This window comes from Kitasatospora cystarginea (genome assembly GCF_039533515.1).
Lineage (GTDB): Bacteria > Actinomycetota > Actinomycetes > Streptomycetales > Streptomycetaceae > Kitasatospora > Kitasatospora cystarginea.
In genome coordinates this window covers 48,047-74,413 of sequence record NZ_BAAATR010000020.1, presented here as the reverse complement: position 1 = coordinate 74,413, position 26,367 = coordinate 48,047, and the positions used below count along the sequence as shown (strand labels likewise).

Genomic DNA, 26,367 nt, shown 5'->3' with positions numbered 1-26,367 from the left:
ACCGGTGCAGCGTGGGCCTGGTGTGTGGCCGTGTTCACCAGCCCATCTCGGTGTACGGCCGGTCGGCGCGGATACCGTCGATCGCGGCTCGGGCGTACGGAACGATCTCCTCGGGAAGGGCGTCCGGGTGCCACCACTGCCAAGCCACGCATTTGTCCGGCTCGCGCAGCTCGGGCGTGCCCTTCCAGCGGCGGACCCGGAAGACCATCCCGAGTCTGGGCTGGGCGCCCGGGGCGTCGACGAGGTGGACGGCGTGCGCGAACTCCACGTCGGCGGGGTCGATGACCAGACCGGCTTCCTCGTGCGCCTCCCGGATCAGGCACTCGACGGCCGATTCCTGCTCGCAGTGCCCGGCCAGGAAGTGCCAGGTGTTCCCGGCGTAGGCCGAGTCCGGATGGCGCAGCCCGAGCATGACCCGGCCGTCGCCGTCCTCCAGGTAGAGGTGGACGCCGATGACGTTGCGCACGGCCCTGCCGCCCGGCCGGGCCTTCGGTGTTCGGCCATCGGCCGTGTGCTGCACCACGTGACGGTGCACCAGGTCGCGGGTGGAGGGGCGCAGCCGCAGCCGGTGCAGCATCTCCGGCTCGAACCAGCGCAGCATGACGCCCTCGTTCAGGGGCATATCGTCGGGGTCGCCGGTCCAGCGGGCGGTGAAGATCTGGACCGGCACGCACAGCCCGTCCACGCCGGTGGCCTTCTCCACGGCGAAGGGCTGAAGCTCGTCCAGTACGAGGCCGGGAGCCTCCTCGGCGAGCTCACGCAGCAGCGTGTCCGTCAGCGTGACGTCCAGCGGCTCGCGGCCGCCGCCCAGGAGCGACCACTCGCCCGGCGCCCAAATGAGCCCCGGGTAGTTGTCGCGCAGATGGAAGAGGTAGCGGCCGGCGCCGTCGTGGATCAGGACGGAGGCGTTGACCGGCTCCGCCTGGCCGTTGATCCCGGCGGCGAGCAGCTTGGCGCGCAGCGAGGGCGAGGCGACTCGCTCCAGGGGGCGCCATTCGGCTCCGGTGACCTCCTCCGCCTGCAGCGCGACCTCGGCCCGGTCGGCGAGGCAGAAGGCGAACCGGAAGTCCCAGTGCTGGTGGGCACCTTCACCCTTGGCCGGGTTGGGGTCGATGTCGTTGATGTCGATGTCGACCGGGACGCCGAGGATCTGCGGGGTCAGGCACAGGTCGCCCGGCGCGATGCCGGCCTCCTCGTGGACCTCGCGCAGGGCCGTCGCGAGCAGGCTCTCGTCACCGGTCTCGACGTGCCCGCCCGGGCAGATCATCAGGCCGGTGGCCTTGTGGTGAATGTGCAGGACCTGGCCCTCGGGCCGGATCACGGCGGCGCTGCACGTGACGTGCGCGGGCAGCGTCGCGCGGCTGGTCGGCTCGGGCACGGCGCCCAGGAGCGCCAGCAGCGGCTCCAGCCGAACCCGTTCCTGCGGCTGCCGCCGCAGGTAGGCCTGGACGAGCTGGTGGATGTCGGAGGAGGTGGGCGGCATGGCGGGACCTCTCGGGCTCGGGCGGGGCGTCATCGACCGGTCGAGAGCCGGTGCGGCAGGTCGTCGGCGGGCGACCGGGGCGATGGGGTGAGCGGGTTGCCGGGCAGCACCCAGCGCAAGCCCCGGCCGGCCAGTCCGGCGTGGACGGTCTGCCGGGCGGGGTCGGCGAGGTCGAGCCGGTACTCGCCCGGTCGGCCGGCTTTCTCCCAGCGGGCGTGGAGTTCTTCGACGTCCGACCACAGGTCGTGGCGACCGGACCAGGACACCTGCCAGGAGCCGTCCTCGTCGGTCAGCAGGACGCGCGCACCGGTGGCTGGCTGATGCAGCATCCACCGCCCCGGGTCCTGCGCCACGCCGGTGGCGACGCCCAGCAGGTGCCCGGCGGCCAGCCAGAACCCGGCGTCCGTGAGGCGGTCCGGAACCGGGATGCGGCTGACCCGCCGGTGATCCGCCTCCACGGTGGCATCGGCGAGCGGCTGCGGACGCCAGTAGTCCTGCCCGGCCGCGGGGGCGGTGCCGCCGCGGGCGTAGGGGATCAGGACCGCGTCCCAGCCGGTGGCGGTTCGGGTGATGCGGCAGTGAGACGGCCATGAGGGCGATCCGGTGTGGATGCCCGCGACCATCGAGCCGCCCGGGGCCATCTGCTCTAGCAGGGCGACCGGCACGCTGCGCACGGAGAAGGACAGCACGATGGCGTCGAACTCCTCCCTGGGGCAGCCGGCCAGGGCATCGCCGGTCAGCAGACGCGGCCGGTACCCGGCGGCGGCCAAGCGCTCGCGGGCCGCCCGCGCCAAGAACGGGTCGACCTCGATGCCGGTCACCTGTTCCTGGCCGGTGATCTCGCACAGCAGCGCGGCTACCGTCCCGGCGCCGGTTCCGGCTTCCAGCACACGCGCACCACGGCGCAGAGCCAGGGGCTGGAGGAGGTGCACGAGGGCGGTGGTGTGGGTGGTCTGCGACGCGAAGCCGCCGCCGACCACGAGGTGGCCGCGCGTCACGGCGGCGGGGTCCTGGTCGGGCAGGTGCAGCATCAAGGACTCGCCGCTGTAGACCAGGTCCAGCCACTCCTGCCGGTCGGCCGGGTGGCCGGCGTCCAGGAGCTGCCAGACCCGCTGGTCGGTGCCAGTGACCTGGTCCCTGGGGGCGTAGCCGCGCGGCACGATGATCTCGCGGCGCACCGCCGCGAACGCCGCGCGCAGCGCCGGGTCGACCAGACCGGCCTCCGTCTCCAGCCGCTCGACCAGCCGGGCGCGCAGGCCGCGGCCGGCATCGTCCGCCAGCCTGTCCTGAAGGGCGCCGGTCGGCGGTGTAGGGTCCGCAGCTTCGTGGGCACTTCCTCCTGCGGATACACCTGAATCCGCACTACCTGAGCACTCATCTCGTCCGCCGGAATCGAGCACAAGGACAGGGACGGGATCAGATGGTGCGCCCTCGGCCGACGCACCGCCGCTGGTCGGAGCCGTGGTTGCTCGCGAACCCCCGGAATTGCTCGGACGGTGCTCACTTCCAGCGGACGTTGCTCGCGGAATCGCGGACCCTACAGGCGGGGTGTCGGCGGCGGTGTCCTGCTGCTGGAGGGCCCAGAGCTTGGCCAGTTCACCGCCCTCTCCGAGGGCGAGGAGCTCTTCGAGGGCGCCCTCCTCCGCCACCTGCCCGTCCTTGAGGACGACGACGCGGTCCACGTACCGCAGGCAGGTCAGCCGGTGGGTGACCAGCACGGTGGCGCGGCCCTGGGACTGCTCGCGCAGCCCGGTGATGATGCGGCTCTCGCCTTCGGCGTCCAGCGCGCTGGTGGGCTCGTCCATGACGAGGAGGTCGCTGGGGCGGTAGAACGCGCGGCTCAGCGCGACGCGTTGCCACTCCCCGCCCGACAGGTCTCCGGAGCCGCCCCAGAATGCGCGGGCCATCAGCGTGTCCAGGCCGCGCCTCAGCTTGCCGATCACCCGGTCCGCGCCGGCGGCCGCGGCGGCGGCCAGCACCGCGGGGCGCCCGCCGGCGTGGGGCTGGCCCAAGGTGATGTTGGCTTCCAGCGTGACCGGGAACTTGGCGTACTGCTGCGGCACGTACGCCACCCGCTTCCACGCGGAGGCGGGGTCCAAGTCGCGCACGTCCACCCCGTCCCAGGTGACCTGGCCGCTGTCCGGCAGGTAGAGGCCCGCCAGGCACTTGCCCAGGGTGGTCTTGCCGGAGCCGTTCATGCCGACCAGGCCGACGATCTCCCCGCGCCGCACTTCGAAGGTGACTCCGTCCAGGGCCGGGCGGGGCGCGTCGGGGTAGGTCAGGGTGATCTTCGCGGCGCGGAACACCCGGGCCTCGACCACGGGGGTGGTGCCGCGGGTCAGGCGGTGCTCGGCGGCCTCCTCCAGGAAGCTGCGCCACGAGGTCAGGTACGTCGAGGTCCGGAAGAGGCGGCCTGCGGCGACGACCATGCCCCACAGCGCGGTGCTGACCGCCTGGAGTGCCAGCACAGCTGTCCCGGCCCTGGCCAGCGACATGTGGCCGCTGGCCAGCAGCGCCACCAGCGCGCCCCACAGCAGCGCGGAGGACAGGCCCGCCACGGTTGATCCGATCGCGGCGATCTTCGCAGACTGCCACGCCGCCTGGTGCTCGCGCTCGCGCACCAGCCGGGCGTGGTGGCGGTAGCGGCCCAGGAGGAAGCCGGCCATCGTCCCGGCCCTGACTTGGTCAGCCGGGTACTTGTCGCTCAGGTACCAGCGCAGCGCGCCCATCATCCGCCGGTCGGGGATCGAGCGTTGGTAGGAGGTGTACTCGACGTGCTGCGCGCGGATCAGGGAGATCCAGCGCGGCACGATCCCCAGCGCCAGCAGCGGCAGAAGAAGGGGGTGGAGCACGGACACGACGAAAGCGGAGCCGACCAGGGAGGCCGCCGAGGCGATCAGGTCCTGAGTTCCGGAGACCAGGTCGCCGGCCGTGTTCGCGCCCCGCTCGGCGGCCTCGGCGCGGTCGCTGAAGCCCGGGTGCTCGAACGCGACGAGCTCCGCGCCGGCCAGGGCTTCCAGCAGCATCGCCTCGGCCTGCGCGGTCAACTGCGGTGCGACCCGGCGCGACAGCGCCGCGACCGTCAGTCCCAGCAGCGCCCGAGCGCCGCCCGCGCAGGCGAGCACCAATAGGGAAGGCAGCGCGGCATCCAGCCGGGAGCCGATGCCGCCGGAGCCGATCAGCACCCCGATCGCCCGCGTGGTGGCCAGCAGCCCGCCGGCCTGCAGCACACCGGCGGCGACTTGGCACGCCAGCAGCACCACCACCGCGCGGCCGTCGACCCGCCACGCGAGCCGGAACGCCTCGCCCAGCACCCCCGGCAGCCGGGCCGAGATCTGCCGCACGCTCGCCGCACGTACCTCCTGGTCTGCCGCGTCCCAGCCAAGCCCCAGGCCGTAGTCCTCCTCCACAGCCTCCTGCGCCTCAACGCCGGTCAACACCCACCCCCGTCCTGGTTCCAGCCGGCCCGAACCGGTGACCGGTCGTCGATGCCCACGCACGGCGCCGCACCACCTACCGGGCCGACCGGCGGTGCGCGGTGAACGTTCGGCGGCCCGGAGCGGGACGTGCCCGAGGACATGGCTCTCCCGAGGTGGTCGAAGGTGGCGTTGCGGTCGGTGCGCAGATCCTGGCAGCGCGCGGACCAGCCCATGGGCGTGTCCTGGCGCTTGTCATCACTTCAGGGAAACTCTCGTGTTGGACCGGCGAGTTGATGGACACCTCCAGCGCCGCCGGGTTACCGGTCGGACGGTGTCGCGTGGGATCGTTCGCGGGTCAGAGCAGGGCGCGAAGTGCCTCCTCTGCGGTGTCCGCGGCGGTGGCCAGCGCGTCCACGTGTTCCTGCCGAAGCCCGGCACCGAGTCCCGATGCGGCGAGCACGGCGCACAGCTGATGCTCCTGTTCGACGGTCAGGTGTGATCGGGTCTGTTGGTGGTTCAGGACGTCGCGGGCGGCGTAGGCGTCCAGGGCCGCCACGTCGATGAGGGCCTGCCGCAGCGAGGTACTGCTCTCGGTGTCGCTGTCGGCCAGGTCGAGCGCGGCAACGGCGACGCGGGCCTGGAACGCGGCGGTGGCCGGGTCGGGCGGGCTGGTCAGCGCGAGTGCTTCCCGTAGGGCGCGGTCGAGTTCGTGCTTTGGTAGTGGCGAGGCGGGTCGGCAGTACGCGAGCAGGAGAGCCGCGACGGAGTCCTCCCACGACTCCGTGCTGCTGGTGGCCTCGATCATGTCGCGGGCCTGCTGGTCGAGGCCGCGTTCCATAAGCGACATGATCATGATCTGGCGGCCGTCGAGAAGTCGGTTGCCGACGCCGCGGTGGGCGGTCATAGCTTGGGCTGCCTCGCTCCAGCGGCCGATCCGTGCCAGGGCCCGGGCGCCGTCGGTGAGCACGGCGACCCACAGCTCCTCGCAGACCTTGCGGTGGTCGCCCGGCGTCGCGCTGAGCTCAGCCAGGTCGACGGTGTGGCTGCGGATCTCGGCGACACCCCGCTGCTGGGCTGCGCGGTAGAGCCGCCGGAGCACGTCGTAGGCGCCTTCGCCGTCGCCTTCGCGGATCATCAGGCGGGCGATGTTCACCACCGGCATGAGCGCCATCACGGCGATGTCCCCCGAGAGCGCCCCGGCGTCGGCGAAGACCCGGTACTGACGCCAGCACAGCTCGGCGGCCAGGTCGGGCAGGGCGGCGTCGGAGGCGATCAGCGCGGCGTAGTTGAGGACCCCGCAGGTGCGGGCCACCAGATCACGGTGGCCCGCACCCGCAGGCTGCACGGCCAGCGCGCCGAGCTCGCTGATCCGCCTCTCCAGGGGTAACCCGGGTGCCTTGGGGCGGCGCACCAGCGGGATGCGACTGGCTATCGCGGGAACCATCGGTCAGCCCCTGCGCGGCCAGTCGACGACGATGCGGCTATTGGACTTCTCGACGATGAAGCGCGGCTCGGCCGCCGTCAGCCGGCTGCGGGCGTCGCCGACGGCCATGCGGAAGCCGGGCTCCGGGGCGTCGTTGCCCCAGCCCTGGTGCCACTCGCGGATCTCGGTGGCGACCTGGTCGGCGAGGGCGGCGGCGCGCGAGCCGTGGCCGATGACGCCGATCTCCCAGAACCGGCCCCGGTCGTCCTCGCCCTCGCGCACCGTCAGGTAGGCCAGGGTGTCGCCGTCGAGGGCGGCCATCGAGCCCCAGCCGAAGTGCGGGGTGAACCCCGGACGGGAACCGGGCATCCGGGACAGCCCGTTGGGCAGGACGCACGCCAGGTACAGGTACACCCACTGCCACGGGTCGCCCTGGCGGAACTTCACGCCGGTGTAGACCTTGGTCTGCGGCTGGTCCAGCACGATGCGCATTGCCTCGCGGTCGACCTCCTGCTCGCTGAAGGTCTCCAGACGCACGTTCCCCTCTCCGGCGTGGGGGACGAGGGTGTAGATGTCGTCGCAGACGCCCTTGCGCAAGGGCACGAACGTGGCCATCTCGCAGGAGACGGTCTTCCACGCCTCGCCGTCGCGCTCGAACGCGAAGCTGCGGGAGATGCTGCCGCGGATCCGCATCGGCAGGACCAGCCGTCCGCCGGGGGCGAGCTGGTCGAGGATCCCCAGCGGGATGTCACCGGCGCCGACGGTGAACTGGATGCGGTCGAAGGGGCCGTACTGGGGCAGGCCGACGGCGCCGTCGCCCAGGACAGCGGTCACGTTGGAGGCCCCGCTGTCCGCCAGGTGCTTGGCGGCGGTATCGACGAGGTCCTGGTCCACGTCCAGGGTCCACACGTGGCCGCCGGGGGCGACCAGTTTGCCCAGCAGCGCGGCGTTGTAGCCGGTCGCGGCGCCGGCTTCCAGGATCTTGTGGCCGGGGCGGGCACCCAGCTGCTCGAGCTGGGTGGCGACGATCGACGGGGCGCTGATGCAGGAGATCATCTCGCCGCTGTCGTCGTGCTTGATCGGCACGGCGTCCTCGACGTAGGCGGTTTCCAGGTCGACGCCGGGCAGGAACTGCTCGCGCTCGGTGCTCTGGAAGGCGGCGATGATGTCGGGCGTGCGCAGCTGGTTGGCGTCGACGAGGCGGGTGACGAGCGCCTGGCGCAGGTCGGCGGGGTCGGCTTGGGTGGTCAGGGTGGTCTCCATCCGTGTGAGGTTAGGGGTCAGGGTGGCAGAGGGGCCGGGCGACACGTCGGCGGATTCGCCGTCGGCGAAGGCGACTTGACGGGCCATCCAGGCGGCGGCGGCTTGTCTGTCGACGGGGACGGCGCCGCGGTTGAAGGTGAAGATCACATGGTGGGCGAGCACGGTGCGCAGGCCGCGCACCAGCCGCCCGTCGGCGTCCAGGCGCCGCAGGCGCAGCCCGGCGTCCTCGAAGGCGGCCACGCGTTCGGACCAGCCGGGCTCGGCATCGGGCCGCAGGGCGGCGTCGGCGTTCATTAGCCGCCGCATGGCCGCGACCGCCGTCTCGCGCGCGGCACCGGCGGGCGGGACGACCGCCGGGCGGGTGCTGGCGAACCTGACCCAGACGTCGCCGATCTCGAACGGGTCGAGGCCGGCGGCCCGGTGCATGATCGACAGCAGCAGGATGCAGCGCTCCCGCCCGCCTGGGTTGCCGGTCTCGGTCAGGGCGAAGCGGCTGTCCGCGCAGAACAGGTCGTGTGCGACGGCCATGGCCTCGGGGCCGCCGAACGCCTCCGTCTCCGGCTCGTAGATCTTGCCGGTCCAGCCGGTGGCCACCTGGTCGGCGACCAGTTGGTCCAGGACGTCGGCCGCGGGGTGCTCGGTGCGCAGGCGCAGCCCCTGGTCCTTGCGCAGGAAGTGGAACCGCCGCTCGCCGAGGGCGGCCGACAGGGCCCGGGCGGCCTGGGGGCTCACCGTGCCGCCGGGGAACGCCACACTGGCGTACCACCAGGTGCCATCGTCGATGGTGATGGCGGGGTCCTGCTCGTCGAAGTCCATGGTCGTCGGCGCTCCTTACTTCTTAGTCGCGGTTTTTGGGCAGGGCTCAGGCGATCAGCAGGGCACGGGTCCACCCGGTGGCGTCGGTACCTTCCAGCGCGAGCTGCGCGCCGGCGCGGCCCTCCAGGAAGCCGGGCTTGGGCAGCTCGCCCAGGGTGCCCGTCAGCCGGGCAGTGAGATGAGTGACGTACGGCGTGAACCGGCCGGGGGCAGTGCTGTCGGTGGCCATGGCGCGCACGATGGCCAGCAGCCCGGCCCAGCCGTGGCACAGCGAGGCGTCGGTGACGTGGTCGAGACGGGCCGGGTCGGCAAGGACCCGCAAAGCGGCGTTCTCCGCCGCCTCGCGCTGGGCCTGGTTGCCAAGGGCGAGGGCGGCCAGCTGCCGCGTGCGGGCGATGCCGAGCTGGCCGTAGCACCAGGACGGGCGCGCCGTTACGGGCGTGGGCGGTTTGGGCGCGGACAGCTGGTCGAGCGTGATCCAGTACCCATGCTCGTGCCGCTCCAGCCAGGCGGTGAAGACGTCGATGGCCGCGCGCTGCCCGGCCACCTCGGCGCCGTGGCGGGCGGCGAGGGCCAGCACGGCCAAGGGGCCGGCCACGCCGTGTGCGACACCGAGGTTGCCGTGACCGCCGGGCATCTCCTCGTCGGCCGGACCGGCGCCCGACCACCAGCCCGGCACTTCCCGGCCCCATGAGCGCACCGGCTGGGCCAGCGAGACCAGGTAGGAGAGCACCTGGTGCAGCAGCGGGGAGAGGGGCTCGCGGGCGAGCAGCAGCGCGCCCAGGCCGGCCAGGCCCCGGATCAGGTCGAACTCCGCCAGGCGCGCCAGCTCCCCGCCGTCGCGGCGTCGGGCGGCGGTGGCCAGGCGGGCGGAGACGACCTTGTCGACGGCCTCGCGCACCTGGCGCGCGGGCGCTCCGGCACGGCCGAGCACGAACTCCACGGCCGGGGCGCCGTGGAACAGCGACGCGTTGCCCCCGGTGCTGACTCCGCCCGCCACCGCCTGGGCCAGGTGTCGGCGGGCGGCGGCGAGGTCACCGCGCTCGATGTGCAGCAGTGCCACTCCCAGTGCCCCCTCGGACAGCTCCTGGAACCGCCGCACGGCGATGGCCGACGTCATGAGGCCGCTTTCATCGGGACGACGATGCTGTGCGCCCGCCCGCCGATCCAGCCGTCCGCGTCCGGCGGCGGCGCCTCGTGCAGGACCGCAACTCCGGTCGGGCTCGCGGCCAGGTGCGCGCGCAGCACGTCCAGGTGCATGTCCAGGCTCAGGTCGAGCGGCAGCTGCTGGTCGTCCTCGGCCAGCAGCACGCGCTCCGGCACCTTGAAGCGGCCCATCCAGGCGCGCAGCTGCCCCGCCCACTGCTCGAGCGTCGCGGCGCGGCCGGGCAGCGCCCGGGCGGGCAGTTGCCAGCGGGCGGCCACCAGGACGGTGCGCCGGTAGTGCAGGGCTGGGGTGAACGGGAGGGTCCAGGCCGCGCCCCAGTCGAACCACGTCACCTGCGGCGCGGCGGCGCGGCTGATCTCGGCCAGGAACCGGGCCAGCGGCGGGGTGTAGTTGTTCCACAGGAAGTTGATCGCGGTCGGGGCCAGCAGCTCCAGGTGCCGGCCAGTGGCGGCCTCGGCCAGGTAGAGCCGGCCGTCGCAGGCGCCGACCGCCAGGTCACAGGGGAAGAGCACTCCCGGTCCGCGGTGGCGGAACTCCCCGACGCTGACCACCCGGGGCAGCGCCTGCGGGGCGCGGGTGAGCAGGTCGGCCGGGACGCGCCCGGCGTGGAAGGACAGCTGGGCCAGCTCGGCACCGGGCTCGACCATGGGCAGGGTGGCGTGCTGCTCGCCGAGTTGCGGGAACAGGTGCCAGAACCGGCCGGTCATCGAACCGGCCGCGCGGGAGACCGTCGCCACCCGGAGCCGGAAGTCGCCGCGGTCCAGGGCCCGGAGCGAGCCGGCCTGGACCTGCACGCACACCTCCAGGTGCGGCGGAGTGAGCGCCGCCGGTTCACCGGCGGCGGCCTCCAGCCGTTCGATCATCGCGCCGGACAGCATCACCGCGCGCGTGCCCTCTGCGGCGGCCGTGCCGGCCAGTTCCAGCAGCAGCCGGTCCCTGCGGGTCATGGGACGAGGAGGCTCCACGACTTGCCCGAACCCCTCGGGCAGGCCCAGCCCCCGCCCGGGATCCGTCAGTTGCTCCAGCGCCACCACGGCGCCCTCGCCGTAGCGCTCGAGGAACCGCTCGGTGTAGCGGCGCCACACCGGCGTGCCCGCCGGGTGGGTGGCGAGCCGGGTCAGGACGGCTGTGGCGGTCTGCGCCTCCCGCTCGACGGCGTGCGGAAGCCGTACCGCCGCGTCGAGGCGCAGGTCCACCGTGGCGGTGCGATCGCAGGACTCCCGTGGCAAGCCGGGGAGGGGGCCGAGCGGGTTGGCGACGGTGGCCGGTGCGCGCAGCTGCGACCGCAGCACTCGTACCTGCAGCAGCTGACCCAGCAGTGCCGTCCGCTGGGCCTTTTCCGTCTGCGGGAACTCGGCGGCGAGCTTGTCCGCCAGCTCCGAGTAGGCGATCGGCGTCCGGGCCGCGTCGAGAATGAGCGCGAGGGCGGGCGACAGGGCCAGCGAGTACTCGGCCGGTCCTTCGGATGGGACGAACACGCGGCCGCTCTGACGGCGGGCCAGGTTGTTGACGCAGACCTCGACATCGGCCATCCGCTCGCTGTCGGCCTCCCAAGCGCTGATGGCCGCGTCCAGCGCTACCGGGTCCGGCCGGCCGACTATCTCGTGCTGGTCGCCGAAGCGCACCGCGGACGCGGGCCCGAAGCCGACCAGGGCAACGCCCGCGAATCGGCCGAACGGTGTGGACCGCTGGGCGTAGCGGATGGTGTAGCGGGCTACCGCCAGCGCCGCCCGGCGCAGACGGCGCGCGCTGGGCAACCGCCCGGCGATGATCTCCTCGACCCTGTGCGCCAGGTCCGGGCTGGCACCGGCCACGGTCTGCCGGAAGGCGTTGTCGGCCCAAACCCTGGTCAGCCACGCACGCCACTGCTCGCCTGTGGCGCCCGGCCCCGGCCACTCGGGCGTCTTCGGCGCGCTCAGGCTTACTGCGGCGCGCAACATGCTGTCGCCGGTGCTGCGGTACAGGCTGGGGCGCGAACGCGTCATCACCCACTCCGTTCTTGGGGAGGAGCAAGGGGGAGGGGTGCGGTGCGGGATTCGTCACGTCCCGCACCGCACGCCCGACCTACGACGTCGTGCAGGCGCTCGGGCAGGAGCTCCCGCAGGTGTCACCGGTGCTGCACATCAGGGCCGTCTCGGTCGCCGGGGTGTTCTCGATGAACGTGATGTCGAGGCCGAACGGGTCGCCGATGTTGTCGGCGCCCTCGTCCTGCTTGCTTCGCTCGACGGTCGGCGTACTCATCTGCGCTCCTTCTCGGGAACAGTTGCAGTGGACATGCCTCCCGGTGGTCCGGGCGGCCGGTGCTGCCGAAGTCGGTCGGCGAAAGCTCCCGTCCCGTCCCCGCAGCTCGCCCGCGCTCGTCATGAGGCGGGAACAGTTGCGATCTGTGCCGAACCGAGCACACACCGCCAGCGGCCGGGGAACAATGGCGTGCACCGATTCACTACCGATTCAGTTCCGAGGAGCCACCGCCGATGTCCAACCAGCTTCGGGACGATATGCGGGAGGCTCGCAGGGCTTTCGGCATGGTCTGGGCGAGGTTCGCCCGCGAGGCCGGCTACGGCGAGGCGCACCTTCGCAACGTTGAGAACGGCAACCGTTCGGTGACCGCGGACGTGGCGGCTGCCTACGACCGGGTGCTGCGTACCGGTGGGGCGTTCGCCAGCAGGTTGGCGGCTGCCTCCGCGACCGGCAGGAGCGCCCCGTGGACGACGGACGAAACCCTGTCGGTCCTCACCGATTTGGTAGATGGGAGCGGGGTGGATCGCAGAGGGTTCCTCGCGGCAGGTCTCGCACTGTCCGCTTCAGCAAGTAGTTGGGCCGCGGCACTTGAGTCGCGACCTGCCCGGACGCCTGCGGGCCTGCCGAGCAGCCCGGCCCTGCTGGCCCACATGGACGACCGGCTGGACCATCTGCGCCGCCTCGACGACGAACTCGGCAGCGGCGAGGTCTACCAGCTCGCCCGCAGCGAGCTGTCCCTGGCAGTGAAGCTGATCAAGACCCGGCGCTACACCAGCGCCGGGCTCGGCCGCCTGCACTCGATCGCGGCAGAGGCGGCTCGCCAAGTCGCCTGGGCCGCCTTCGACCAGGACCGCGCCGGAATCGCCCAGCGCTTCTTCGACGCCTCGCTACGGGCGTCCGCCGAGGCGGGAGATCCGATAAGCGGGGCCTACACCCTGAGTTTCGCCGCCGTCCAGTGCTACTCCACCGCTCATGAGGCCGGCCGGGCTGTCGCTCTCCTCGACACTGCGCGCACCCAGGTCAAGGGCATCGGGACTCCGCGCATGGAGGCCATGCTGGCCGCCCGTACGGCGCGCGCGCTCTCGAAGACGGGCGCGAAGAAGGAGACCGCGCATCAGCTCCACCTTGCTCGGGCGGCCCTGGACAAGGGGCGTCGGGACAACGACCCGAAGACTCTCTACTGGGTGGATTACGGCGAGATCGAGATGATCGCTGGCTCGTCCGCCCTAGAACTGGGCGACCCGGCCGAGGCACTGCGGCGGTTTGAGGCCGGCATGGAGGCGTCGTATCCGGGCGACGAGGAGTATCCCCGCAGCCATGCCATCTACCTCGCGCGGGCCGCGGAAGCGCATCTCGCGCTGGACGACCTGGACGGCGCCGTGGCCACCGCACGCCACGCGGCGGCCTGCCTCGGCTCTGTCGACTCCGTGCGTTCGGCCTCCCAGCTGAAGGGCCTACGGGAGAAGCTCGCCCAGCACGCGGCTTACCCCGCCATTCGCGACTTCCTAGAGGCCGGGTAGGCGCAGCAGCTCGCGCAGATGCCTGACGACCACCTTCTCGTCAAGGCCGAGCACGGGGGTAAGGCCCAGTTCGGCAGCGGCAGCCAGATTCTCCTCGCTGTCGTCGACGAACAGGCACTCCTCGGCCGGCAGGCCGAGCTTGCCGAGCGTCAGTCGGAAGACCGCCGGGTCAGGCTTGCGGACTCCGTGCTCTGCGGACAGCACCACCTCGTCGAAGGTGCCGTGCAGGTCGAAGCCGGCATACGGGTCGTAGGGCTCCCGCCCAAGACTGTTCGACAACACCGCCGTCCTGATACCGGCGGCCCGTGCTTGACGAGCTACCTCGATGACCGGGTAGACCGGGAAGGCGTCGTGCAGGTATCGGGCGAGCAAGTCCTTCGGCGGGACGCCCATCAGCGCGCCGAAGTCTGTGTTCCATTCGGCCTGGGTGATCCGACCCAACTCGAGCTGCCGGAAGAGCTCCTGGCCCCGCGGATCGGCCCAGGCACGCAGGAAGGTGCCGCTGGCAATCCCCTCCCGAGTCTCGAAACCGGTGATGACCTCGACCATGTTGAAGGTCAGGACACCGAAGAAGTCGAAGATCACGCCACGGTACGCTGCCATCCCCGAAGCCTACGGGTCAGCACGCGATCGTGGCGGCCAGCCAGCGGAACTGACCATGCGTGATACCGGAGCTCGTCCGCGATGAACGCGGCCACGGCGTCCAGGCTGGGCATCGCCCTCTCTGCGCGGCCGATGCCGACCCGGGTCGGGACGGGCAGGTCAGCGGTGCGGACCTGGCGCAGCAGCCATGTCCGGCCTGCCGGTTCGCGCCAGCCGACGCGGCTGACCGGACGGGCGGCGCTGCCGGGGCGCGGCAGCAGGGTGAGACCGCTCACCTGGAGCTGGAGGGCGCGGTGGGCGGCGGCCACCGCGAACGCCGCTCGGGCGGCGTCCCTGGGGCTGGGCGGCGGGGCCTCGACCAGGAGTTGGACGGGCACGCCGGCGTCGACCGCTGCCCTGATTCCACTCAGCGACTGCTGGTAGGTCCCCTGGTGGGGCAGGGTCAGCCGGTCGTGCTCGCTCTCGGTGGGTGCGTGCAGCCGCACCCGGAGGGCGTGGACGGTCCTGGCGAGGGCGTCGGCGAGTCGCGGCAGGCCGGGTTGGTTGGTCGTCACGGTCACCAGCAGCCCGTCTTCGCGGTTAAGGCGCTGGGCCAGGCGGACGAGGTCGTTGTCCAGGCGGTCGGCGAGCAGGTTCACGGCGACGATGCCGGCCCGGGTGAGGTACTGCTGGACCCGGTGCTGGTCGATGAAGAGCTGACTGGCGCCGCTGATGGCGAGCATCGGTGTCTGCTTGTCTTCGGCCCAGGCGGTGACCTGCTGGTGGTCCATGGCGGCTCGGCCGGTGGTTACCGGTTGCGGGCATTGGTGGGCGGCACCAGTCGTCGGGTCGAGGATGAGCGTCGTGCCGCCGGTGCTCGCGGCCGCGGCGAACATCCGGGTCTGGGCCATCACACGGCACCTTTCTCTTGGGCACCGGCCGGGGCGGTGGGGTGGATGAGACGGAGGTTCGGCGCGGTGCCCTTGCCAGCGGGGTCGGGCACGACTGCCAGCACCAGCCAACTTCCGTTCACGACTGTCGCGAACGCTCGCCACGTCCCGTCGGCGCTCACCGTGGCGTCCTGGAGCCGGCCGCGGACGAAGACGCTGTAGGCGTCCGAGTCGACCTGTCCGTTGGGCAGGGTCGCGGCGAGTACCGCCTGGGTGAACCGGTTCCGGCGTGACTCGCAGCGGACGGTGGCGGCCGGAAGGCGGTGGACCTCAGTGTGGCTGCCGTCCTCGTACCCGCAGGCGGTGAACGCCGGTCCGGTGAGGTCCACGACGTTGGCGCCGTTGCAGCGCGTGTCGGCGGAGGCCAGCAGCGCCACCGGCAGCTGGCACTCGTTCGCGACCTCCATAGCGCGGGTGGCGCTGTCGAGGACGGTGGCCTCGGGGGGGTACGCGGGGCCAGTCATTCCGCATCGCCCAGTATCGGGGCGTCCGTGAGCAGCGCCCGAACAAGGTTGGCGGGCCGGGTGAGCAGTCCGGGTTGAGGCACCGACAGCCAGTACCGGCCGCGGGCTGTGCGGCCGGGGCGCGGGCATACAAGGGTGAGGCCTGAGCGGACGGCGCCGTACAGCGCGGGGTCGTCGGTGGTGCCAGGGTCGCACAGCAACTCGAAGCACTGGCGTGGGCGGTTGGCCAGGATCGGGCCTACGGGGTCGCCCGCCTGCAGCAGCCGGGCGATCGCGGCGGTGGCGACCGGGGTGAGCAGGCGCACTACCTCGAACCGGCCCGTGCCGTCGATCTCGGCCAGCATGGTGCGGTCCGACCACGGCTCGGCGCCGGCTCCAACCACGCTGGGCGAGGCTGTGGCGAGCCAGTTGGCGAACCGATCGTGATCGTCTGGGCCGCCCGTGAGGGTGTCCAGCTCCTGGCTGGTGAGGCGGGGCGCGGTTGATACGACGCGGGAGAAGCCGGTCAGTGCACGAACCAAGGCGACGGTGCTCACGCGGTCACCGCCCGCTCGTGCATGGCGGGCATGACCTGGCCATCGGGTCCCAGAGTGCCCCCGGCGTCGAAGACCCGCGTGCCGTTCTTGAGCCGTCCCCAGCCCTGCCTGCGGGCAGTGAGCTGAGCTCGTCGGCCGCCCAGGCACCGGGCGTCGTACTGGGACAAGGTGCTGCGTCCTGGCTGACCGGGAGTTCGGGGCATCACGTGATCCTTCGGGCGATCGGGCCGAGGAGAGGCGAGAGGTGTGGGCTGGGAGGAATGGCAGGACCCGTCTGGGGACGCGGCACTGCGGGCGGCCGCAGGGCGACGGCGACGGCGGCCAGCGAGGTGGAGCCGACTCCCGGGCGGACCCGCCAGTACAGGCCATCGGCGCTGGTGGCCGTCAGGGGCGGCACGTCGATCTGCGTGCCGGGCGGCATCATCCGGACCCCATCGGCCCGAGGCACGTCCTGACGGAAGTGCTCCCCGGGCGGGAGGAGAAGATCGCTGTAGCCGAGCGCCGAGGTGATCACCGGCCCGCAGTTCGGGGCGATCGCGGCGAGCACCTTGTCCGCCTCCTCCTCGTTGCACCGCAGCGCTTCGAAGTCGCGGCCGCAATAGAGCCGGATGGTGTGGGCCGGCACCCACACGGGCCGGTGCGGGAACGAAGCCCCGGCAGGGAGCCGCGCGGCGGTTTCGCGTGGTCGCACGGTGCCCTCCTATGGCTTCCGGGCGATTGCGGCGTAGGCGCCGGCCCGGCGCAGCGCCTGCGAACGGTCGGGACTCAAGGAGGACGGCCACTCCGAGACCGGGGCGACGCCGGGCCCGGTCAGCTCCCAGCCGTCGAAGAAGCGGGCCACTTCGTCGCGGCCGCGTGGGTGGTAGCGCACCTCTGCGCTCCGGTAGGCCGCCGACATCAGTTGGGCGCTGTCGCCGCCCTGGTGGCTGATCGTCAGGGTGCTGCCGGAGGGCAGGGCCTGCTTGTAGGCCTCCACCGCCGGGTAGGCGAGGTGGTCCGGGATCAGGTGCAGCACGTCGTGAAGGCTCACCGCTACTGGTGCCTTCAGATCAATAGCGCCCGCCAGTTCCGGGCTCGTCAGGACCTTCGCGGGCGCGGTGAGGTCGGCCTCCAGGTGTCCGACGGTGCCGGGGCGCGCACCGCGGAGCAGGGCCCGGGCGTGGGTCATCACGGTCGGGTCGATGTCGACGTAGAGCACCCGGGCGTCCTCGGCACACTCGTGGACGAGTTGGTGGAGCTCAGGGGTGTCCTTGCGCCAGCTCGGCGCGGGCAGCCCGCAGCCGAGATCCACGAACTGGCGCACGCCGATGCTGGCCAGGTGGACGGTGGTGGTGGCCATGAACGCCCGGCAGGCCACGGCGGTCTGCTCGGCGGCCCGGTCGGGGGCGGCGGTGAGCAGGGCGTCGCCGAGCTTCCGGTCGGCGGCCAGGTGGGACTGCCCGCCGAGCAGGTAGTTCGTCAGCCGGGCCGACGACGCGCGGCTGAAGTCCGGGCCCGCGGCCTGGTCGTCCCCCGGGTCGGGGATGACGGCTCCCCATGGCGTCCTCGCCGGTGGTGGCAGGTGTGTGGTGTTCACGCCGCTGCGACCGGCTCGGGTCGGTACGGGGCGATGCTCTTGCCGCTGGGCAGCAGCGCGCCGGTGTCGTCGAAGACGACGACTCTGTTGCAGAGCAGGCTCCAGCCCTGCTCGGGGCGAGCGGTGACCGGGACGGCGGCCAGCCGGGCGTCATCGTCGGCCGACGGGCAGGTTGGCTTGTGCTGGCACATGCGGCGGGTCTCGATTCGGTGGGCTGGTTCTACGACGCGAGGCGGTGGCCTGGCTGGCCGGAGGAACGTGCTGGTGGCCAACGGCGCGGCGGGGGTTTGCCGTCGAGGGCGGCTCGGAGATCGTCGGCGAGCGTGCTGCCAAGGCCCGGCGGGACGGCCCAGTGCACGTCCCGCCCGTGGCGCACGTGGCCCTGGTGAACCGCGATGAGCGTGCCCTCGCGCAGGAGCCGGGCGGTGCGGGTGGGCTCCCAGGTGGCGCCGAGGTCGTCCAGGAGGAAGAACCACACGCCGGCGTACGGGTTGGCGATGACCGGTCCGCTGTCAGGGCCGAGCAGCCGGTGGGCCTTCTCGGCGTCCGCCGCGGTGACGCGGACCGCGGCCCAGTGGCGGCCGGTGGGGATTCGGGTCGTCTCGACGCGCGGAACCCAGAACGGGAGGAGGGCGTACTCGTCCTCGATCGCGTCGGAGTCGTCGTCGGTCCGCACCGGCCGTCTCATCGGAGCTGCGCCTTCATCCCGGCAGGGCGGGTGGGGTGGGCGCCGTGCAGGTGGAGGAGCGGTTTGCGGTGGCCGTGGCCGATGAAGCTGGGCACGTGGTCGAGGCCGTCGCCGGTCAGGCGCATGTCGGGGAATGCGGCGAAGAGGGCGGGCAGCGCGATGCCGGCCTCGGCGCGGGCCAGGGGGGCACCGATGCAGCGGTGGACGCCATGGCCGAAGGCGAGGTGGTCGCTGGGCTCACGGGTGATGTCGAACAGGTGGGCGTCGGGCCCGTGGTGCTCGGGATCCCAGCCGGCAGCCGCGTAGGAGGTCAGGATCGCCTCGCCGCTGCCGATGCGGGTGCCGTCCACGGTGACGGGCTCGATGGCGTAGCGCATGGGCAGGTTGGCGATGGGCGGGGCCCATCGCAGGGTCTCCTCGATGGCGCTGCTCCATTCCACCTTGCCGTCCAGGAGCAGGGTGAGCTGGTCGGGGTGCTGGAGCAGCGCGACGACGGCGTTGCCGATCAGGTTCACGGTGGTCTCGTGTCCGGCGCCCAGGATGAGGATCAGGGTGTCGACGAGTTCGGCTTCGCTGAGCTTGTCCTGGTCGTCGCGGGCGGCTATCAGCGCGCTCGTCAGGTCCTGGCCCGGCTGGCGGCGCTTGCGGGCGACCAGGTGCGCGAGCGCCTCGCGGGTCTGGCCGAGTACGGCGGCGGCCTTCTCCTGGGGGGTGGTGGTGTCCATGATCAGCTCGATGAAGCCGGCGACCTCCGTGCGCTCGCCCGCGTCGAGCCCGAAAAGCTCGCTGATGACGGCCATCGGCAGCGGGTGCGCGAAGGCGGCGCGCAGGTCGACCGGCTCGTCGTCGGGCTTCGCGTGCATGTCGGCGAGCAGCGCGAGGGTGATCTCCTCGATGCGGGGCTGGAGTTCGGCCGTCCGGCGGGCGGTGAACGCGGGCTGGACCAGGCGGCGCAGCCGCCGGTGCTCGGGGCCGTAGGCGGTGAACATGTTCTTGACGCCGACCCAGTTGTAGATCCACGCGGCGGAGGGGTTGCTGGCGATCTCTCCGCTGGTCCACGCCGTCCAGTGCGCGGGGTCCTTGCTGATGTTCTCGTCGAGGAGGAGGTCGGCCAGCGCCTGGTGGCGGGTGATCGCCCAGGCATGGATGCCGCCGGGCAGCTCTACCGGGACGGCGGTGCCCAGGCCGCGGAGGTGGGCGGCCTCAGCGGCAAGGTCGCTGCCGGTCGGGTCGATCGGGATGCGATGCTGGGCCACAGTTGGGCTCCTCGGCTGGAGGGGGCGATGGGGGTGAAGTGGACGGGCAGGCTGTGCAGGGCGCGGTGGAATGGGCCTGGGCGCCACTCGAGGTCTGTGCGGGCAACGGCGAGCTCAAGGTCAGGCAGGGCGCTGGTGAGGTCCTCGACCGCGGTGGAGGCGATGATCACTGCGGGGCTCTGGGCCGGGCAGGTGTGCGGGCCGGCCGACCATGCCAGGTGCGCGCCGCCGTTGACCAGCGGGTTGCGGTCCAGGCCGGCGGGGTCGGTGTTCGCAGCCGCGTAGCTGACCAGCACGAGCTGGCGGGCGGGGATGCGCGTCCCGTGAAGGTCGGTGTCACGCAGCGGGTAGTGAGCGCCGTAGTTCGCCATCGGCGGTTCGTTGCGCAGCACGTCCTCGAGAGCGTGCCTGGTGGTCAGCGCTCCGCCGGCCAGGGTGCTGTAGTAGCGGTCGTCGGAGAGCATCCGCGACAGGGCGTTGGAGATCAGGTTGGTGGTCGGCTCGTTGCCGGCGCCGACCAGCAGGACGATGTGGTGGAAGACCTCGACCTCGGTCAGTCCGAGAGGATGGTCGAGGAGCCACGACGGCAGATCGTTGCCGCGCTGCGCCTTCTTGGCGGAGAGCAGTTCGGCCAGGTACTGCTCGAAGTCGGCGGTCGCCCGGGCGGCCTGCTCCCGTGTCGCTTCGATGAGGCCGGCCAGTGCCCGTACGAGCTGGGGTGCGCGCTCGTCCGGCATGCCGAACAGGTGGTTGAAGATGATCAGGGGGAGCTGGCGGGCGTACTGGCCGACGAGGTCGGCGGTGCCGGTGCCGGAGAACTCGGCGATCAGGCTATCTGCGACCTGGTGCACGAGGTCGCGCAGCCGGTGCGGCTCGATCCGGGCCAAGCAGTCGGTGACGACCCGTCGGTAGCGTGCGTGCTGCTGCCCGTCGGCAAACAGCGCGTTGGGCCGGGGCCCGAGCATGCCCAGGACCGGCGAGTCGGGGGGCAGGCCGCCTGCCCAGATCGTCGGGTCTTTCGACCAGATGTCGGGGTTCTGGAGGACCTCGCGGGCCGCCCAGTAGCCGATCACCAGGTAGGCGGGGATTCCGGGGGCGATCTCGACCGGGACGACGGGGCCGTGCAGGCGCAGCCAGTCGTACAGTGCCTGCGGGTCACGGGCGAAGTCCGGCCCGTGCAACGCGGCCAGAGGGGTGGCAGTCATGGGCGGCTTGTCCTGGTAGCGAGGGCGATCAGGTGGGTGGTCAGGGCGATCAGTGCCCGCAGGGAGCTGGCGAGGTCGCGGGCGTCGCACACGATGAGCGGGGTCGCGGGCGGTAGTCCGAGGTGGTCGAGCAGGACCTCGTCGGACACAGGCTCGCTCCCGGGGAAGCGGTTGACCGCCACGACGAACGGCAGGTTGCTGTCCTCCACGGCGTCGAACGCCTCGAAGGACTCGCCCAGCCGCCGCGTGTCGACCAGAACCAGCACGCCTGCTGCGCCGCGAGCCGTGTCAGCCCACAGCTCGCGGAACCGCTGCTGGCCGGGCGCGCCGAAGAGGTAGAGGATCAGCCCGTCCCCGACAGTGCGCCGACCGAAGTCGGTGGTCACCGTGGTGGTGGTCTTGTGCGGGACGTCCTCGAGCCGGTCGACGATCTGGCCGGCCTGTGTCATCCGCTCCTCGGTGTACGCGGGTGCGATCTCGGACACCGTGGTGATGAAGGTGGTCTTGCCGACCCCGAAGCCGCCGACGACCAGCACCTTGAGCATGTCCGGCACGTCAGCCGGACGGCTGGCGGGCGCCGAGCTCGGCGGTTCGAAGAGCATCCAGGACCCTTTCCAGGATTTCCACGTCGGGAGCGTCCGTGCGCAGGATCGGGGCGTGCGCTTCGATCAGCACGGCGTCCACCAGATCGCCCGCCAGCACCCGCACCACCGCCACCGGCAGGCGGAGGACGGCGGCGGCCTCGGCCAGCGCCATGCCCGGTCCACCCAAGGCGTTCAGCAGATGCCGGTGAGGGGGGTCGAGACCGGTGGGTGCCTGCGCTCCGGTGCGCACGCGCAGGAACGTCAGCTGGTCCAGGTCGTGCCGGGCTTGGGAGCGGCCGCCGGTGGCCACGTACGGGGGGACGATACGTCGGCTCTGGCGGCCCGTCATGGCGCTGCCGTCCGGGCGGGCGCATCGTAGGCCCTGGTGCTGAAGGTGGCGATGTTGCGCGCAATCTCGTACGCGACGACGCCGAGGTCCGCGTCCGGTGCGGTGAGCACAGCCAGGGTGCTGTTCTCCCCGGCCGGCATGACAATCAGGTAGCCGCGGTCGAACTCGACGGTCACCTGCCCGACGGCCGGTCGGCCGCACTCGTCCTGACTGATCGCCAGGCTAGAACTGCCCGCGGCGGAGAGCAGACTGCAGACCATGGCGGCCGTCCGGTCTCGGGCGGCGTCAGGCAGCCCCATGGACGCGCCGAGGGGGAGCCCGTCAGCGGAAAGGCACACCACGGCCGTCACTCCGGCGACGGCGGCGAGCCTGTCGGCGAACGGAGACACGTCGGCGGCGAGCGGAACACCTCGGGTCACGGGATCGGCCTCTCTGCCGGGTCGGATGCGTGGGTGAGCGTGGTGCGGCCCGCGGCCGTACCGCGCTGCAGCCCGCTGTAGGTGCCGCGTACGACTTCGGGATCACGTCGTCGCACGCCGGCGGGCCCGTGCACGGGCTCGGGCATGGCGGCGCGCCTGCCCTGGCGGCGCGGCAGCCCGAGTCCTGGCCTGACCTCGCCGGCTTCGGTGTGCCCGGGCTCGGCGACCGTGGCGGCCACCGGGATCGGGGCCATCACGGATGCCGGCTGCGCCACCGGATCCATGAGCACGAGCAGATCACCGGGCACGACCACCGTGGTGGCGGTGCCGTTGTAGCGGGAGCGGGTCAGGGTCACGGTGATCCCCAGCGGGCGGCCCAGGAGCCCGACGGCCACCAGCCCAGTCCGAGGTGGATCGCCGAGCTCGGTCAGCAGGACCGGGCGGGCACCGGAGATCATCTGCTCGGCGAAGGTGAAGTCGTCCATCGTCATGCCGACGCCCGCGTCCTCGACCACGATGACGGCACCGCTGCCGGTCTCGTGGAGGCTGACGTCGATCGGTACGGTCGGTGAGGCCGGCGAGTAGTACTCGGCGTTGGCCATCAGCTCGCCCAGGATGATCGCGACCGATTCGGCCGCCCGGGCAGCCACCCCGAGGTGCCGCTGAAGGTGGTTGGTCACGCGGATGCGCTCGTAACCCTGGACCCGGGACCGGGCACCGGCCACGAGGTCGGCCAGCAGCGAGTCGTCCCGGCGCAGCCCGGGCGGAGCGCCGCAGGCAACGGCCGTGATCTGCACCCGACGCAGCAGCTGCTCGTTCAGCGCGTCGGCGCTCAGCAGCACCTCGGCGAACTTCTCGTCGGGAAAACGCTCCTGGGCGTTAGCCAGGAGGTCCTGCAGCTGGTAGCCCATCGCTTGGACCCGCTGCGCCGCTCCGCGCAGCACTGCCTGCCCGGCGGAGTTCAGGCGCTGACGCTCCGCCACGATGGCCTGGCTCATATGACGGAGCACGAGTTGGTACGGCTCGTCGCCGGGTTTTCCCTGGGAGGCCGGATGCAGGGGGCCAGGCACCGGCACATGCGGGTGCGCCAGGAAGGCGAGGTAGGCCGGCAGGCGGACGGAGGTGAAGTGTTGGAGCTCGGCGTCGTGGAGCTCGCCCTGCTCCTTCAGGGCCGCGACCTGTCGCACAGCGTTGCCGAGCTGTTCCTCTAGGCGGCCATTCGTGGTGAGGGCGAGCGCAGCGCGCCGACGCGCGGCCAGCCAGAGAGCGGCCAGCCCGGTAGTCGACACGGTGGTCACGGCAGCTGCTGTGCCGAGGACATCCGATATCAGCATGGGGGCGGTCCCAGAGGTGAGGGCTCTTCCGGAGCCGTAGGCGGTGCTCGGCGATGCGGGAGCGGCCGAGAAAGCCGCGACGCGTATCCGTGATGGTGCGAGCGGCATTGATCAATTGAGCGTGTCCACAGTGCCGCTGCCGCCTCGTCGTCGGTAGCCCGTACGACCGTCGTTCGGCCGTTGTTCGGCGCGCCTCACCGACGGAGGCAATCTGCTCTATTGCGGCATTTCAGGACGAAGAGTCGACGGTTCGCCACTGTCCATGGCCTCTGAACGACGGCTGAACGACGGCCTGGCGGGGTGCGACGAGGCCGCTTGCCATGCCAACGTGAGCATCAGGCGTTCGCGACCTCCACCTCGCCCAGGAGCGCGCTGCGCCCTGGCCGCACCGCGCCTGGTCACCGCGGCCGGACTGCCCTTGATGAGGGCGCCCGTCCCCGTCCACGCAGATGAGAGCGAGCCCCCGTTGACCGTGTCCCCCTCCACTCCGCCCCTGCACACTGTTATGTCGCCCGGCCGGATAGGCATCGGCTGCTGGCCGATCGGTGGCCCCTTCGAGTCGGACGGCGTGCCGACCGGATGGTCGACCGCCTCGGATGAGAAGGCCCTCTCCGGGCTTCGCCGGGCTTGGGAGCTGGGTGTGCGGCTCTTCGACACCTCCGACCTCTACGGGCTGGGCCACTCCGAGCGCCTGCTCGGCCGGTTGCGTGCGGAGCTGGGGTCGGAAGGAGAGGAGCTGCAGATCAGTGTGCGGATCGGCAGGTTCCGCGGCACGGCCCCCAACGCCTACCAGCCGACCCACATGCGCCACCAGATGGAGCAGTTGGCACAGAACGTCGGGGACGATCGCATCGCCATCGTGTCGTTCGACACGCTGTCGTTCGGCCCCGCCCGGGAGTTCCTGGACGACGCGATCGAGACCATGCACTCGTTCCGCGCGGCCGGCTGGGCCGGGGCACTCGGAATGTGCGGGCCGAGCCCGATCAGCCGAGGACCCGGCTGCGGCGATGCCACCTGGGACGCCAAGTTCGGCCAAGTCTTTGAGCGGCTCCAACCCGATGTGCTGTTCACCGAGTTCAGCGGGCTGCGGCCCGCGGTGATGATCGGCGACGAGGACATCTTCGACTTCGCGGCACGGCATGGGACTGCCGTGCTCATCCATGCGCCTCTGGCCCACGGACTGCTCACTGGCAAGTACGACCCTGCCGCTCAGACCCGCTTCGGCTCCGGAGACCATCGCTCGGCGCACCCCTGGTTTCAGCAGCCGGCGCTGGAACTGGTCCACGGAGCGCTCGCCCCGCTGCGCGAGCGCTTCGGCGGGGACCCGCGTCACCTCGCCAGCGTCGCCCTGCGGTACTGCCTCCAGCGCAGTCACGGCGCGGGTGTCCTGGTCGGCTTCACCGACCTGCTTCAGGTGGAGAGCAATCTGACGAGTCAGGACACGCAGCTCACCGAAGCGGAGCTCGAGCTCGTCAGTGGTGTCTATGCCAGGCTGCGGTCCTCACTCGCGGCAGGCGTCGGCCCGGTGCTCGGGCAGCGCTGAGCGCCGGGCCGCCCGAAGGCACGCTGGGGGCGGTCAATCGCCGAAGGTCAAGGTCGGCACCGAGTGGGGTCCCAGGCGTGGGCGCAGCATCTGAGGTCCGATGACCTCGATGAGCAGCATCTCGTGGATGAACTGCACTTCCCCGCCCAGCAGATGGCTGACGTGTCCGACCGCTCGGTGGGCTTTCAGGCCGACGGCGAGGTGGACGTGGGGGTCGAACGCCCCGGTATCCGGGTGCTGGGCAATGGTGCCGGCTCCGAATGCCTCGACGGTGGACAGCTCCACCTGCTCCCACACCGGAGCCTCCGGGTCGGTGAGCGGGCCGCAGGCGCCGACGAGCTGCACGCGGCGGAACCCTCCGAGGAACATGGGAATGAAGCCTTGGCGGACTTGGTGGTCGGCGCAGAACTGCCGGAGCGTGCTGAAGAAGTCGTCGCCGTCGTCGAAGGCCAGGGCGAAGTGCCGGCCCGGTGTGATCTCGGTGTGCCGCATCAGCTGCGCCCATCCTCGCTGGTGCCGATCGGGGCGAACGCCTTGCGGATCGCGTCGTCGTCGGCGCCAGTGCGCAGCAGGGCGGTGAGCAGAAGGCGGGCCTTGAGCGGGTCAAGGTAGCCGGCACCGATCAGCCCTCGGGCGAGGAGATCCTTCTCCGAGCCGTCGAAGCTGTACGTGGAGGTGTGCGTGCTGCCCGAGCCGGTCCGGGAGGCAAGGACGACGGGAATCTTGAGGGCGGTCTCCTCCAGCGGTTCGACCAGGGCCGCAGGAACGTGGCCGACACCGAATGCGGCGATGACCAGGCCATCGAACCGTCCCTGGGTCGCGCGGAGCATCTCGCCGTCGTCACCGAGAGCGACGGTCAGCAGTCCGACCTTGGCGGTGCGGGTCAGGGGCAGCGGGAGCGGCCTGGGACGGTGGGCCGGGACGGCCAGGAGGCGAACCTGTCCTTCGACGATGTGCCCGAGTGCGCCGGTGTCAGGTGCGGCGAAGGTCGCGGTGCTGGTGCTGTGGGTCTTGCGGGTCCGGTCCGGGTCGAGGATCTGGTCGTTGAAGGCGATGAGCACGCCGAGCCCGCGCGCGTGAGGGGAGGCCGCCGTGGTGATGGCGGCGAGCAGGTTCGCCGGCCCGTCGGCGCCGGCCAACTGTGGATGCCGCATCGCGCCGGTGACGACCACCGGCGCGTCCCCGGAGTAGAGCAGGCTCAGCAGGTAAGAGGTCTCCTCCAGAGTGTCGGTGCCTTGCGTGACGACCACCCCGCGGATGGCGCCGTCGGCCAGCCGGTCGTGCAGGCCCTGGGCCAGGCTGGCGATGTCGTCGATCGTCAGGGAGGCGCCGGGCAGGCTGGCGAAGTTCCACGTCTCGATGACGACACCGACACGGTCCAGCCCCGGGACGGCGGCGAGGAGGTCCTCTGCGCTCAGGGCCGGACGCACACCGCCGTCGACATCGGCGGCCGTCATGGCGATCGTGCCGCCCAGGGTGACGACCAGGATGGTGTGGCGATCGGTTTCGACTGGCACGGGCGCTTCCTCCGTTTGGGGGCTCGGTCGG

At 71.9% G+C, this 26,367-nt stretch carries 26 protein-coding genes; 2 read left to right on the top strand and 24 right to left on the bottom strand.

Annotated elements, in window-relative coordinates; genetic code table 11:
- Positions 1–34 precede the first annotated feature (34 nt).
- The 7 genes from ABD369_RS21975 to ABD369_RS21945 form a co-directional block, all read right to left on the bottom strand.
- Positions 35–1,483 carry an NUDIX domain-containing protein gene (locus ABD369_RS21975; RefSeq protein ID WP_344638200.1) on the bottom strand — a complete coding sequence of 483 codons (1,449 nt, stop codon included), beginning with the start codon at positions 1,481–1,483 and terminating at the stop codon, positions 35–37.
- Positions 1,484–1,512: 29 nt separating this feature from the next.
- Positions 1,513–4,923: an ATP-binding cassette domain-containing protein gene (locus tag ABD369_RS21970; protein WP_344638199.1), complete on the bottom strand. Its 3,411-nt coding sequence runs from the start codon at positions 4,921–4,923 to the stop codon at positions 1,513–1,515.
- A gap of 334 nt (positions 4,924–5,257) precedes the next feature.
- Complete coding sequence (locus ABD369_RS21965) at positions 5,258–6,346, bottom strand: hypothetical protein (protein ID WP_344638198.1); 1,089 nt, start codon at positions 6,344–6,346, stop codon at positions 5,258–5,260.
- A gap of 3 nt (positions 6,347–6,349) precedes the next feature.
- Complete coding sequence (gene fxlM, locus ABD369_RS21960; protein ID WP_344638197.1) at positions 6,350–8,404, bottom strand: methyltransferase, FxLD system; 2,055 nt, start codon at positions 8,402–8,404, stop codon at positions 6,350–6,352.
- A 46-nt stretch (positions 8,405–8,450) separates the two neighbouring features.
- Complete coding sequence (locus ABD369_RS21955; RefSeq protein ID WP_344638196.1) at positions 8,451–9,524, bottom strand: lanthionine synthetase C family protein; 1,074 nt, start codon at positions 9,522–9,524, stop codon at positions 8,451–8,453.
- Entirely contained in the window at positions 9,521–11,557 is a 2,037-nt protein-coding gene (locus ABD369_RS21950; RefSeq protein WP_344638195.1) for a lantibiotic dehydratase family protein, read from the bottom strand. Before ABD369_RS21950 ends, ABD369_RS21955 begins: the two co-directional genes overlap by 4 nt.
- 79 nt (positions 11,558–11,636) lie before the next feature.
- The gene (locus tag ABD369_RS21945) at positions 11,637–11,813 is read right to left on the bottom strand and encodes an FxLD family lanthipeptide (protein WP_344638194.1); all 177 of its coding nucleotides are present in this window, start codon (positions 11,811–11,813) and stop codon (positions 11,637–11,639) included.
- Positions 11,814–12,046: 233 nt separating this feature from the next.
- Here ABD369_RS21945 and ABD369_RS21940 point away from each other — a divergent pair, with 233 nt between their 5' ends.
- Positions 12,047–13,333: a helix-turn-helix domain-containing protein gene (locus ABD369_RS21940; RefSeq protein ID WP_344638193.1), complete on the top strand. Its 1,287-nt coding sequence runs from the start codon at positions 12,047–12,049 to the stop codon at positions 13,331–13,333.
- On the opposite strand, the gene ABD369_RS21935 is transcribed toward ABD369_RS21940, so the two are convergent.
- The 15 genes from ABD369_RS21935 to ABD369_RS21865 are packed head-to-tail and all read right to left on the bottom strand — an operon-like array spanning position 13,319 to position 23,240.
- Positions 13,319–13,936, bottom strand: coding sequence for an HAD family hydrolase (locus ABD369_RS21935; protein ID WP_344638192.1), 618 nt, complete (start codon positions 13,934–13,936; stop codon positions 13,319–13,321). The genes ABD369_RS21940 and ABD369_RS21935 overlap by 15 nt on opposite strands.
- The gene (locus tag ABD369_RS21930; protein ID WP_344638191.1) at positions 13,915–14,826 is read right to left on the bottom strand and encodes a hypothetical protein; all 912 of its coding nucleotides are present in this window, start codon (positions 14,824–14,826) and stop codon (positions 13,915–13,917) included. The genes ABD369_RS21935 and ABD369_RS21930 overlap by 22 nt, the downstream gene beginning before the upstream one ends.
- A complete protein-coding gene (locus tag ABD369_RS21925; protein WP_344638190.1) occupies positions 14,826–15,329 on the bottom strand; it encodes a hypothetical protein in 504 nt (167 codons plus the stop codon). Before ABD369_RS21925 ends, ABD369_RS21930 begins: the two co-directional genes overlap by 1 nt.
- Positions 15,326–15,865: a hypothetical protein gene (locus ABD369_RS21920; protein ID WP_344638189.1), complete on the bottom strand. Its 540-nt coding sequence runs from the start codon at positions 15,863–15,865 to the stop codon at positions 15,326–15,328. Before ABD369_RS21920 ends, ABD369_RS21925 begins: the two co-directional genes overlap by 4 nt.
- The gene (locus ABD369_RS21915; protein ID WP_344638188.1) at positions 15,862–16,068 is read right to left on the bottom strand and encodes a DUF5999 family protein; all 207 of its coding nucleotides are present in this window, start codon (positions 16,066–16,068) and stop codon (positions 15,862–15,864) included. Before ABD369_RS21915 ends, ABD369_RS21920 begins: the two co-directional genes overlap by 4 nt.
- A complete protein-coding gene (locus ABD369_RS21910; RefSeq protein ID WP_344638187.1) occupies positions 16,068–16,556 on the bottom strand; it encodes a hypothetical protein in 489 nt (162 codons plus the stop codon). The genes ABD369_RS21915 and ABD369_RS21910 overlap by 1 nt, the downstream gene beginning before the upstream one ends.
- 9 nt (positions 16,557–16,565) lie before the next feature.
- A complete protein-coding gene (locus ABD369_RS21905) occupies positions 16,566–17,441 on the bottom strand; it encodes an SAM-dependent methyltransferase (RefSeq protein ID WP_344638186.1) in 876 nt (291 codons plus the stop codon).
- Positions 17,438–17,632 (bottom strand): DUF5999 family protein, encoded by a 195-nt coding sequence (locus tag ABD369_RS21900; protein ID WP_344638185.1) that lies wholly within the window; start codon positions 17,630–17,632, stop codon positions 17,438–17,440. The genes ABD369_RS21905 and ABD369_RS21900 overlap by 4 nt, the downstream gene beginning before the upstream one ends.
- Positions 17,633–17,661: 29 nt before the next feature.
- The gene (locus ABD369_RS21895) at positions 17,662–18,117 is read right to left on the bottom strand and encodes a hypothetical protein (RefSeq protein ID WP_344638184.1); all 456 of its coding nucleotides are present in this window, start codon (positions 18,115–18,117) and stop codon (positions 17,662–17,664) included.
- 8 nt (positions 18,118–18,125) lie between these two features.
- Complete coding sequence (locus ABD369_RS21890) at positions 18,126–19,385, bottom strand: cytochrome P450 family protein (RefSeq protein WP_344638183.1); 1,260 nt, start codon at positions 19,383–19,385, stop codon at positions 18,126–18,128.
- Positions 19,292–20,590 (bottom strand): cytochrome P450, encoded by a 1,299-nt coding sequence (locus tag ABD369_RS21885; RefSeq protein WP_344638182.1) that lies wholly within the window; start codon positions 20,588–20,590, stop codon positions 19,292–19,294. Before ABD369_RS21885 ends, ABD369_RS21890 begins: the two co-directional genes overlap by 94 nt.
- Positions 20,587–21,192: a GTP-binding protein gene (locus tag ABD369_RS21880; RefSeq protein WP_344638181.1), complete on the bottom strand. Its 606-nt coding sequence runs from the start codon at positions 21,190–21,192 to the stop codon at positions 20,587–20,589. Before ABD369_RS21880 ends, ABD369_RS21885 begins: the two co-directional genes overlap by 4 nt.
- Positions 21,146–21,484, bottom strand: coding sequence for a DUF742 domain-containing protein (locus tag ABD369_RS21875; RefSeq protein ID WP_344638180.1), 339 nt, complete (start codon positions 21,482–21,484; stop codon positions 21,146–21,148). The genes ABD369_RS21880 and ABD369_RS21875 overlap by 47 nt, the downstream gene beginning before the upstream one ends.
- 35 nt (positions 21,485–21,519) lie before the next feature.
- The gene (locus ABD369_RS21870; RefSeq protein WP_344638179.1) at positions 21,520–21,942 is read right to left on the bottom strand and encodes a roadblock/LC7 domain-containing protein; all 423 of its coding nucleotides are present in this window, start codon (positions 21,940–21,942) and stop codon (positions 21,520–21,522) included.
- Complete coding sequence (locus ABD369_RS21865; RefSeq protein ID WP_344638178.1) at positions 21,939–23,240, bottom strand: ATP-binding protein; 1,302 nt, start codon at positions 23,238–23,240, stop codon at positions 21,939–21,941. Before ABD369_RS21865 ends, ABD369_RS21870 begins: the two co-directional genes overlap by 4 nt.
- A 508-nt stretch (positions 23,241–23,748) precedes the next feature.
- On the opposite strand from ABD369_RS21865, the gene ABD369_RS21860 reads away from it, so the two are divergent.
- Positions 23,749–24,819 carry an aldo/keto reductase gene (locus tag ABD369_RS21860; protein ID WP_344638272.1) on the top strand — a complete coding sequence of 357 codons (1,071 nt, stop codon included), beginning with the start codon at positions 23,749–23,751 and terminating at the stop codon, positions 24,817–24,819.
- A gap of 33 nt (positions 24,820–24,852) precedes the next feature.
- Here ABD369_RS21860 and ABD369_RS21855 read toward each other — a convergent pair whose 3' ends face one another.
- Both ABD369_RS21855 and ABD369_RS21850 read right to left on the bottom strand, forming a co-directional pair.
- The gene (locus ABD369_RS21855) at positions 24,853–25,311 is read right to left on the bottom strand and encodes a PPC domain-containing DNA-binding protein (protein ID WP_344638177.1); all 459 of its coding nucleotides are present in this window, start codon (positions 25,309–25,311) and stop codon (positions 24,853–24,855) included.
- Positions 25,311–26,336, bottom strand: a complete 1,026-nt coding sequence (locus ABD369_RS21850) for an asparaginase (protein ID WP_344638176.1) — start codon at positions 26,334–26,336, stop codon at positions 25,311–25,313. The genes ABD369_RS21855 and ABD369_RS21850 overlap by 1 nt, the downstream gene beginning before the upstream one ends.
- Positions 26,337–26,367: the final 31 nt, after the last annotated feature.

Coding starts and splice junctions, on each gene's coding strand:
- ABD369_RS21855 (WP_344638177.1), bottom strand. CDS start 25,311: ATGCGGCACACCGAGATCACACCGGGCCGGCACTTCGCCCTGGCCTTC.
- ABD369_RS21945 (WP_344638194.1), bottom strand. CDS start 11,813: ATGAGTACGCCGACCGTCGAGCGAAGCAAGCAGGACGAGGGCGCCGAC.
- ABD369_RS21940 (WP_344638193.1), top strand. CDS start 12,047: ATGTCCAACCAGCTTCGGGACGATATGCGGGAGGCTCGCAGGGCTTTC.
- ABD369_RS21900 (WP_344638185.1), bottom strand. CDS start 17,632: ATGTGCCAGCACAAGCCAACCTGCCCGTCGGCCGACGATGACGCCCGG.
- ABD369_RS21950 (WP_344638195.1), bottom strand. CDS start 11,557: ATGACGCGTTCGCGCCCCAGCCTGTACCGCAGCACCGGCGACAGCATG.
- ABD369_RS21925 (WP_344638190.1), bottom strand. CDS start 15,329: ATGACTGGCCCCGCGTACCCCCCCGAGGCCACCGTCCTCGACAGCGCC.
- ABD369_RS21915 (WP_344638188.1), bottom strand. CDS start 16,068: ATGCCCCGAACTCCCGGTCAGCCAGGACGCAGCACCTTGTCCCAGTAC.
- ABD369_RS21935 (WP_344638192.1), bottom strand. CDS start 13,936: ATGGCAGCGTACCGTGGCGTGATCTTCGACTTCTTCGGTGTCCTGACC.
- ABD369_RS21975 (WP_344638200.1), bottom strand. CDS start 1,483: ATGCCGCCCACCTCCTCCGACATCCACCAGCTCGTCCAGGCCTACCTG.
- fxlM (WP_344638197.1), bottom strand. CDS start 8,404: ATGGACTTCGACGAGCAGGACCCCGCCATCACCATCGACGATGGCACC.
- ABD369_RS21885 (WP_344638182.1), bottom strand. CDS start 20,590: ATGACTGCCACCCCTCTGGCCGCGTTGCACGGGCCGGACTTCGCCCGT.
- ABD369_RS21965 (WP_344638198.1), bottom strand. CDS start 6,346: ATGGTTCCCGCGATAGCCAGTCGCATCCCGCTGGTGCGCCGCCCCAAG.
- ABD369_RS21955 (WP_344638196.1), bottom strand. CDS start 9,524: ATGACGTCGGCCATCGCCGTGCGGCGGTTCCAGGAGCTGTCCGAGGGG.
- ABD369_RS21930 (WP_344638191.1), bottom strand. CDS start 14,826: ATGGCCCAGACCCGGATGTTCGCCGCGGCCGCGAGCACCGGCGGCACG.
- ABD369_RS21880 (WP_344638181.1), bottom strand. CDS start 21,192: ATGCTCTTCGAACCGCCGAGCTCGGCGCCCGCCAGCCGTCCGGCTGAC.